Raw genomic sequence first — 6,516 nt, 5'->3', positions numbered from 1 at the left:
CTGGCCGGCAGGACGCGAAATGCCGGCCAGCGGCCGGCACTACCAGGGGGCTTACGACCAGTCGTACGAGAACAGCACCGTGCGGCTTTCCGGTTCGTACAGCATCACGATCGCATCGGCACCGGTGGCGCACCAGTTGTAGCCGGCTACGTCGGCCACGGCGAAGAATTTGTCGCCATTGCGGGTGATGATCACTGTTTCGGCATCGTCCGCAGCGTTGGGGTCATCGGCAGCTTCGGTGAAGCCCAGCTCGAATGCCGCGGGAATCTCTGCGGTTTCGGTCCAGTTGCCGAAACTGATCGGGCCACCCAGCGTATCCAGATAATCGCGCTCGCTGGCCTCACCCTTGCCATAGCGCGAGTAGCAGGCGAGACGGCCATGCGTGGCATGGTAATCGCGGGCCTTGGCGTAGCTCTCGCGCATCTGCGCGATGTGTTCCTGCGCATCCTTGTCCTGCACCGCATCACCGATGAAATAGCCCGCGTTGCCGAGGAAGCGCATCTCGTTGCCGGCGGTCAGTTCGAAGGCGATCCAGTTGGTGCCGGTGAAATCGTTGTGGTGTTCTTCTGTGGTCTCGCCGATGCAGCCGTCATACGGCTCGATCGGGCACAGCATCGTTGCCACCTGGCCGGCCAGTTCCGGGCGCAGCACGCCGAGGTCGATCTTCAGCAGCGGCAGCAGGTGCTGGCCGAGCCAGGCCTGGTCGGAGGGGAAGACATCGGTGGGGAAGGCGACCATGCCGGGCAGCAGGTCGCGCAGTTCAGTCTGGTGGATCATGTCAGTCCTTTGAATTGGATCGGTAGTGCCGGCCGCTGGCCGGCATCCGCGATACATCTGGAGGTTGCCGGCCAGCGGCCGGCACTACCACAGGCGCGTCAGGTCGACGCGCTGCGGATCGCCTCCGGCAGCGGTGCGCTCTTGCCGGTCTGGGTGTCCATCCAGACCACCACCACGTTGCCGTCCGAATAGAGCTTCGATTCGTCCTGCTGGTCGACGATGCGGTGGCCGATGGTCACGCTGCTGTTGCCCAGGCGCTCGACGAACAGCTCGACCAGGATGTCGTTGGGCCACACGATCGGCAGCCGGTAGTTGACGTTGGTCGCGGCCACCACCGGTGCGATGCGGTCGGTCATCGACACACCGTCCACGCCCAGCATCCAGCGCACGCGCGCTTCTTCCAGGTAGGAGATGTACTTGGCGTTGTTCACATGGCCCATGCTGTCCATGTCACGCCAGCGCACGCTGATCGGGATGCGGGCCAGGATCTTGTGTTCGCTGCTCATCAGGCGTCCTTTTTCTTCTTGCTGGCAGTTGCGGTCTTGCTGGTCTTGCCGGTGCTCTTGGCAGCCACGGCCTTCTTCGCCGGCTTCTCGGCCTTTTCAGGCTTCACCTTGCGCGGCGGGCGGGCGTCGGGCTTGTTCGCCACGGCGGCCGGCTGCTCCGGGCGCGCGTGGGTGGACGGCAGCATGCGCGCAAGGAACTGGCCGGTGTACGACTGCGGGCAGGCCGCCACGTCTTCCGGCGTGCCGGTGACCAGGATGGTGCCGCCGCGATGGCCGCCTTCCGGACCCAGATCAACGATCCAGTCGGCGGTCTTGATCACGTCCAGGTTGTGTTCGATCACCACCACCGTGTTGCCCTCGTCGCGCAGCTTGTGCAGCACGCCCAGCAACGCTTCGATGTCGTGGAAGTGCAGGCCGGTGGTCGGCTCGTCGAGGATGTACAGGGTGCGGCCGGTATCGCGGCGCGACAGTTCCTTGGACAGCTTCACGCGCTGCGCTTCACCACCGGACAGCGTGGTCGCGCTCTGGCCCAGCTTGATGTAGCTCAGGCCGACGTCGACCAGCGTTTCCAGCTTGCGCGCAATCGACGGCACCGGTTCGAACAGCTTCAGCGCATCCTCAACGGTCATTTCCAGCACGTCGTTGATGTTGAAGCCCTTGTACAGGATCTCCAGCGTCTCGCGGTTGTAGCGCTTGCCATGGCAGACGTCGCAGGGCACGTACACGTCCGGCAGGAAGTGCATCTCGACCTTGATCAGGCCGTCACCCTGGCAGGCTTCGCAGCGGCCCCCGCGCACGTTGAAGCTGAAGCGGCCCGGCGAATAGCCGCGCGCACGCGCTTCGGGCACCTGTGCGAACAGTTCGCGCAGCGGCGTGAACAGGCCGGTGTAGGTAGCCGGGTTCGAACGCGGGGTGCGGCCGATCGGCGACTGGTCGATGTCCACCACCTTGTCGAACAGGTCCAGGCCATCGATCTCCTTGTACGGAGCGATCGGGTGTGAGGCGCCGTTGATCTCGTTGGCGGCCAGCGAGAACAGGGTGTCGTTGATCAGGGTCGACTTGCCCGAGCCGGACACGCCGGTCACGCAGGTCAGCAGGCCCGACGGAATCGCCAGGTCCACGCCCTTCAGGTTGTTGCCGGTCGCCCCGCGCAGGTGCAGGGTCATATTCGGGTTCGGCGTGTGCCGGCGCGCCGGAATCTCGATCGCGCGCTTGCCCGACAGGTACTGGCCGGTCAGCGAGCGCGGTGCCTCCAGGATGTCCTGCAGGGTGCCCTGGCCGACGATCTCGCCGCCGTGCACGCCCGCGCCCGGGCCGATGTCCAGCACGTAGTCGGCCAGGCGGATCGCATCCTCGTCATGTTCGACCACGATCACCGTATTGCCCAGGTCACGCAGGCGGGTGAGGGTACCGAGCAGGCGTTCGTTGTCGCGCTGGTGCAGGCCGATCGACGGCTCGTCGAGCACGTACATCACGCCGACCAGGCCGGCACCGATCTGGCTGGCCAGGCGGATGCGCTGTGCCTCGCCACCGGACAGGGTGTCGGCCTTGCGCTCCAGGGTCAGGTAATCCAGGCCGACATCGACCAGGAAGCCGAGGCGTTCGCCGATCTCCTTGACGATCTTCGCGGCGATCTCGCCACGCCAGCCCGGCAGGCTCAGTTCACTGAAGAACTTCAGTGCCTCGTCGATCGGCAGCACCACCAGCTCCGGCAGCGGGCGATCGGCCACGAACACGTTGCGCGCCGCCTTGTTCAGGCGCGCACCATTGCATTCCGGGCACGGCTGTTCGCTGATGTACTTGGACAGCTCCTCGCGCACCGCAGGCGACTCGGTTTCCTTGTAGCGGCGTTCGAGGTTGGGAATGATGCCCTCGAAGCGGTGCTTGCGCTGGGTGCGGCCGCCGGCTTCGGTGAAGTAGGTGAAGGTGATCGTCTCGTCGCCGCTGCCGTACAGCACGGCCTGCTGCACCTTGGCCGGCAGCGAGTTCCACGCGGCATCCACGTCGAACTTGTAGTGCTTGGCCAGTGAAGCGATCAGCTGGAAATAGTAGGCGTTGCGGCGGTCCCAGCCGCGCACCGCACCGGCGGCCAGCGACAGCTCCGGATGCACCACCACGCGCGAAGGGTCGAAGAACTCGGCGATGCCCAGGCCATCGCAGCCGGGGCAGGCGCCCATCGGTGCGTTGAACGAGAACAGGCGCGGTTCCAGCTCCGGCAGCGAGTAGTCGCACACCGGGCAGGAGTACTTGGAGGAGAACAGCGCCGGCGTGGCGTCGGCGGTGTCCAGGCTCTGCACCGAGGCCATGCCATCGCCCAGCTTCAGTGCGGTCTCGAAGCTCTCGGCCAGGCGCTGCTTGATGTCCTCGCGCGGGCGGAAGCGGTCGATCACCGCCTCGATGGTGTGCTTCTGGCGCAGCGCCAGCGGCGGCACCGCATCGATTTCATACAGCTCGCCGTCCACGCGCACACGCACGAAGCCCTGCGCACGCAGCTGGTCGAACACCTGTGCGTGTTCGCCCTTGCGGTCGCGGATAACCGGCGCCAGCAGCATGTAGCGCTGTTCCGGGTCCAGCGTCAGCACCTGGTCGACCATCTGGCTGACCGTCTGCGCTTCCAGCGGGTAGCCGTGGTCCGGGCAGCGCGGTGTGCCGACGCGGGCGTACAGCAGGCGCAGGTAGTCGTAGATCTCGGTGATGGTGCCGACCGTCGAGCGCGGGTTGTGCGAGGTCGACTTCTGCTCGATCGAGATGGCCGGGGACAGGCCTTCGATGTGGTCCAGGTCCGGCTTTTCCATCACGCTCAGGAACTGGCGCGCATAGGCCGACAGCGACTCGACGTAGCGGCGCTGGCCTTCTGCATAGATGGTGTCGAACGCCAGCGAGGACTTGCCCGAACCGGACAGGCCGGTGATCACGATCAGCTTGTCGCGGGGCAGGTCGAGGTCGAGGTTCTTCAGATTGTGCGTCCGCGCGCCGCGGATGCGGATGAAATCCATCGCCATGGGGGATCCGGTTGTGGGGGCGTTGGCTGGGTGCCGGGCCAGCAGGGAACGGCAATCGGTCAGCCTACCGAGGTGACCAGATGGGGGCAATGGGCGACAATGCCAGCCCGATGTCTCACCTGGTGAGACAGGCCGACAGGCAGGGGTCAGATCCCTTTTCACGACGTGAAAAGGGATCTGACCCCGTTCCGGCCGGGCCCCCGGGCCGTTCAGGGGTTGACTTGACCCGCGCCCGCTGATCTGCGTACAATTCCGCTCCTGTCCGCCCTCGATGGCGGCAGCTCAGACCACAATAACTACAGAGGAAGGCCTGGTCATGTACGCAGTACTGGTCACCGGCGGTAAGCAATACCGCGTGGCGCAGGGCGAAAAGCTCCGCATTGAAAAGCTCGAAGTCGAAGTCGGCAGCGAGATCAAGTTTGACAACATCCTGATGCTGGGTGACAGCGACGGCGTGAAGCTGGGCGATGCGCTGAAGGGCGCTGCCGTCACCGCCAAGGTCCTGTCCCAGGGTCGTGCTGACAAGGTCCGGATCATCAAGTTCCGTCGCCGCAAGCACCACATGAAGCGTCAGGGTCACCGTCAGTACTACACCGAAATCGAGATCACCGGCATCGCCGGCTAAGCATCAGGAGAAGCAGTCATGGCACATAAAAAGGGCGTAGGCTCCTCGCGCAACGGTCGCGACTCCAACCCGAAGTACCTGGGCGTCAAGATCTTCGGCGGCCAGGCCATCGAAGCCGGCAACATCATCGTGCGTCAGCGCGGCACCCAGTTCCACCCGGGTTCGGGCGTTGGCCTGGGCCGTGACCACACCCTGTTCGCCCTCGTGGACGGCAAGGTGGAGTTCTCGGTCAAGGGCGCCAAGAAGCGCCGCACCGTCAGCATCGTCTCGGCCGACGCCTGATCCAGGCATCGCCGGCACCCGTGCCTCGGCATGGGGGTGCTGCATGAAGAGCCCCGCTTCGGCGGGGCTTTTCGTTAGAGTGAAAGCAAGACCGGCCAGGCCGGGTTGCCGGCCAGCGGCTGGCATAACATTCAAGGCGTCGGCAGGCAGGCCGCGCCCATCGCAGGCATCGAAACAATGAAACTGGTAGACGAAGCAGAAATCGAAGTGTTCGCCGGCAACGGCGGCAACGGCTGCATTGGCTTCCGTCGCGAGAAGTTCATTCCGCTCGGCGGCCCGGACGGCGGCGACGGCGGTGCGGGCGGCAGCGTGTATATCCGCGCCGACGAAAACCTGAACACCCTGGTCGACTTCCGCCATGACCGCATCTTCAAGGCGCAGCGTGGCGAGAACGGCATGGGCCGCCAGGCCTATGGCAAGGGCGGCGAAGACCTGACCATCACCGTGCCGGTCGGCACCGTGGTCATCAACGTCGCCACCGATGAAGTCATCGGCGACCTGACCCAACATAACGACCGTCTGCTGGTGGCCCAGGGTGGCCGCGGCGGCCTCGGCAACATGCACTTCAAGAGCTCGACCAACCGCTCGCCGCGCCAGGCGCTGCCGGGCGAGCCGGGCGAAGAGCGCACGCTGAAGCTGGAACTGAAGCTGCTGGCCGACGTCGGCCTGCTGGGCTTCCCCAATGCCGGCAAGAGCACCCTGATCCGTGCCGTTTCGGCGGCGACGCCGAAGGTGGCCGATTACCCGTTCACCACGCTGTACCCGAACCTGGGTGTGGTGAAGGTGGAGAACTACCGCAGCTTCGTGATTGCCGACATTCCCGGCCTGATCGAAGGCGCTGCCGACGGTGCCGGCCTGGGTGCGCAGTTCCTGCGCCACCTGCAGCGCACCCGCCTGCTGCTGCACCTGGTGGATATCTCGCCGATGGAAGGCGGTGTGGAAGGCATTTCCCCGGTCGAGCAGGTGCGCGCGATCGAGCGCGAACTGGAAAAGCACGATCCGGAGCTGCTGCAGAAGCCGCGCTGGCTGGTGCTGAACAAGGCCGACCTGATGTTTGAAGACGAAGCGAAGGCTGCGGCCGAACAGATCGTCGCCGAGCTGGGCTGGAAGGAGCCGTGGTTCCTGGTTTCCGCGCTGGGCCGCGAAGGTACCTTCCCGATCATGAGCCGGATCATGGCCTTCTTCGATCGCCAGAAGGAAGACGAGCTGGAAGCCCGCAACGCGCAGTAATGCTGTTGTGGTTCCATGCGAAAAACCCGGCTTCGGCCGGGTTTTTCATTTTCCGGTAGTGCCGGCCGCTGGCCGGCATTCCTCGGGGTTGCCG

Annotated in this window: 6 protein-coding genes; 3 read left to right on the top strand and 3 right to left on the bottom strand. The window is 65.2% G+C overall.

Annotation, left to right across the window (positions count from 1 at the left end; all coding sequences use genetic code 11):
- Positions 1 to 51 precede the first annotated feature (51 nt).
- The 3 genes from R1L06_RS20320 to uvrA form a co-directional block, all read right to left on the bottom strand.
- Entirely contained in the window at positions 52 to 777 is a 726-nt protein-coding gene (locus R1L06_RS20320; RefSeq protein ID WP_317218585.1) for an enolase, read from the bottom strand.
- Between the two features lie 98 nt (positions 778 to 875).
- Positions 876 to 1,283, bottom strand: coding sequence for an acyl-CoA thioesterase (locus R1L06_RS20315; protein ID WP_006424673.1), 408 nt, complete (start codon positions 1,281 to 1,283; stop codon positions 876 to 878).
- Positions 1,283 to 4,285: an excinuclease ABC subunit UvrA gene (gene uvrA, locus R1L06_RS20310; RefSeq protein WP_317218584.1), complete on the bottom strand. Its 3,003-nt coding sequence runs from the start codon at positions 4,283 to 4,285 to the stop codon at positions 1,283 to 1,285. The genes R1L06_RS20315 and uvrA overlap by 1 nt, the downstream gene beginning before the upstream one ends.
- A 316-nt stretch (positions 4,286 to 4,601) precedes the next feature.
- On the opposite strand from uvrA, the gene rplU reads away from it, so the two are divergent.
- The 3 genes from rplU (at position 4,602) to cgtA (ending at position 6,422) form a co-directional block, all read left to right on the top strand.
- Entirely contained in the window at positions 4,602 to 4,910 is a 309-nt protein-coding gene (gene rplU / locus R1L06_RS20305) for a 50S ribosomal protein L21 (protein ID WP_005408557.1), read from the top strand.
- 18 nt (positions 4,911 to 4,928) lie between these two features.
- Positions 4,929 to 5,192 (top strand): 50S ribosomal protein L27, encoded by a 264-nt coding sequence (rpmA, locus tag R1L06_RS20300; protein ID WP_005415704.1) that lies wholly within the window; start codon positions 4,929 to 4,931, stop codon positions 5,190 to 5,192.
- A gap of 177 nt (positions 5,193 to 5,369) precedes the next feature.
- Positions 5,370 to 6,422, top strand: a complete 1,053-nt coding sequence (gene cgtA / locus R1L06_RS20295) for an Obg family GTPase CgtA (RefSeq protein ID WP_049434686.1) — start codon at positions 5,370 to 5,372, stop codon at positions 6,420 to 6,422.
- Positions 6,423 to 6,516: the final 94 nt, after the last annotated feature.

Source organism: Stenotrophomonas mexicanensis, from assembly GCF_032911605.1.
Taxonomy (GTDB): domain Bacteria; phylum Pseudomonadota; class Gammaproteobacteria; order Xanthomonadales; family Xanthomonadaceae; genus Stenotrophomonas; species Stenotrophomonas maltophilia_A.
Note: the sequence above shows the minus strand (reverse complement) of the source record. Positions and strands in the feature narration are given on the sequence as shown.

Excerpts from the sequence above, each read along its gene's own strand:
- R1L06_RS20320 (WP_317218585.1), bottom strand. The coding sequence starts at position 777 with ATGATCCACCAGACTGAACTGCGCGACCTGCTGCCCGGCATGGTCGCC.
- R1L06_RS20315 (WP_006424673.1), bottom strand. The coding sequence starts at position 1,283 with ATGAGCAGCGAACACAAGATCCTGGCCCGCATCCCGATCAGCGTGCGC.
- uvrA (WP_317218584.1), bottom strand. The coding sequence starts at position 4,285 with ATGGCGATGGATTTCATCCGCATCCGCGGCGCGCGGACGCACAATCTG.
- rplU (WP_005408557.1), top strand. The coding sequence starts at position 4,602 with ATGTACGCAGTACTGGTCACCGGCGGTAAGCAATACCGCGTGGCGCAG.
- rpmA (WP_005415704.1), top strand. The coding sequence starts at position 4,929 with ATGGCACATAAAAAGGGCGTAGGCTCCTCGCGCAACGGTCGCGACTCC.
- cgtA (WP_049434686.1), top strand. The coding sequence starts at position 5,370 with ATGAAACTGGTAGACGAAGCAGAAATCGAAGTGTTCGCCGGCAACGGC.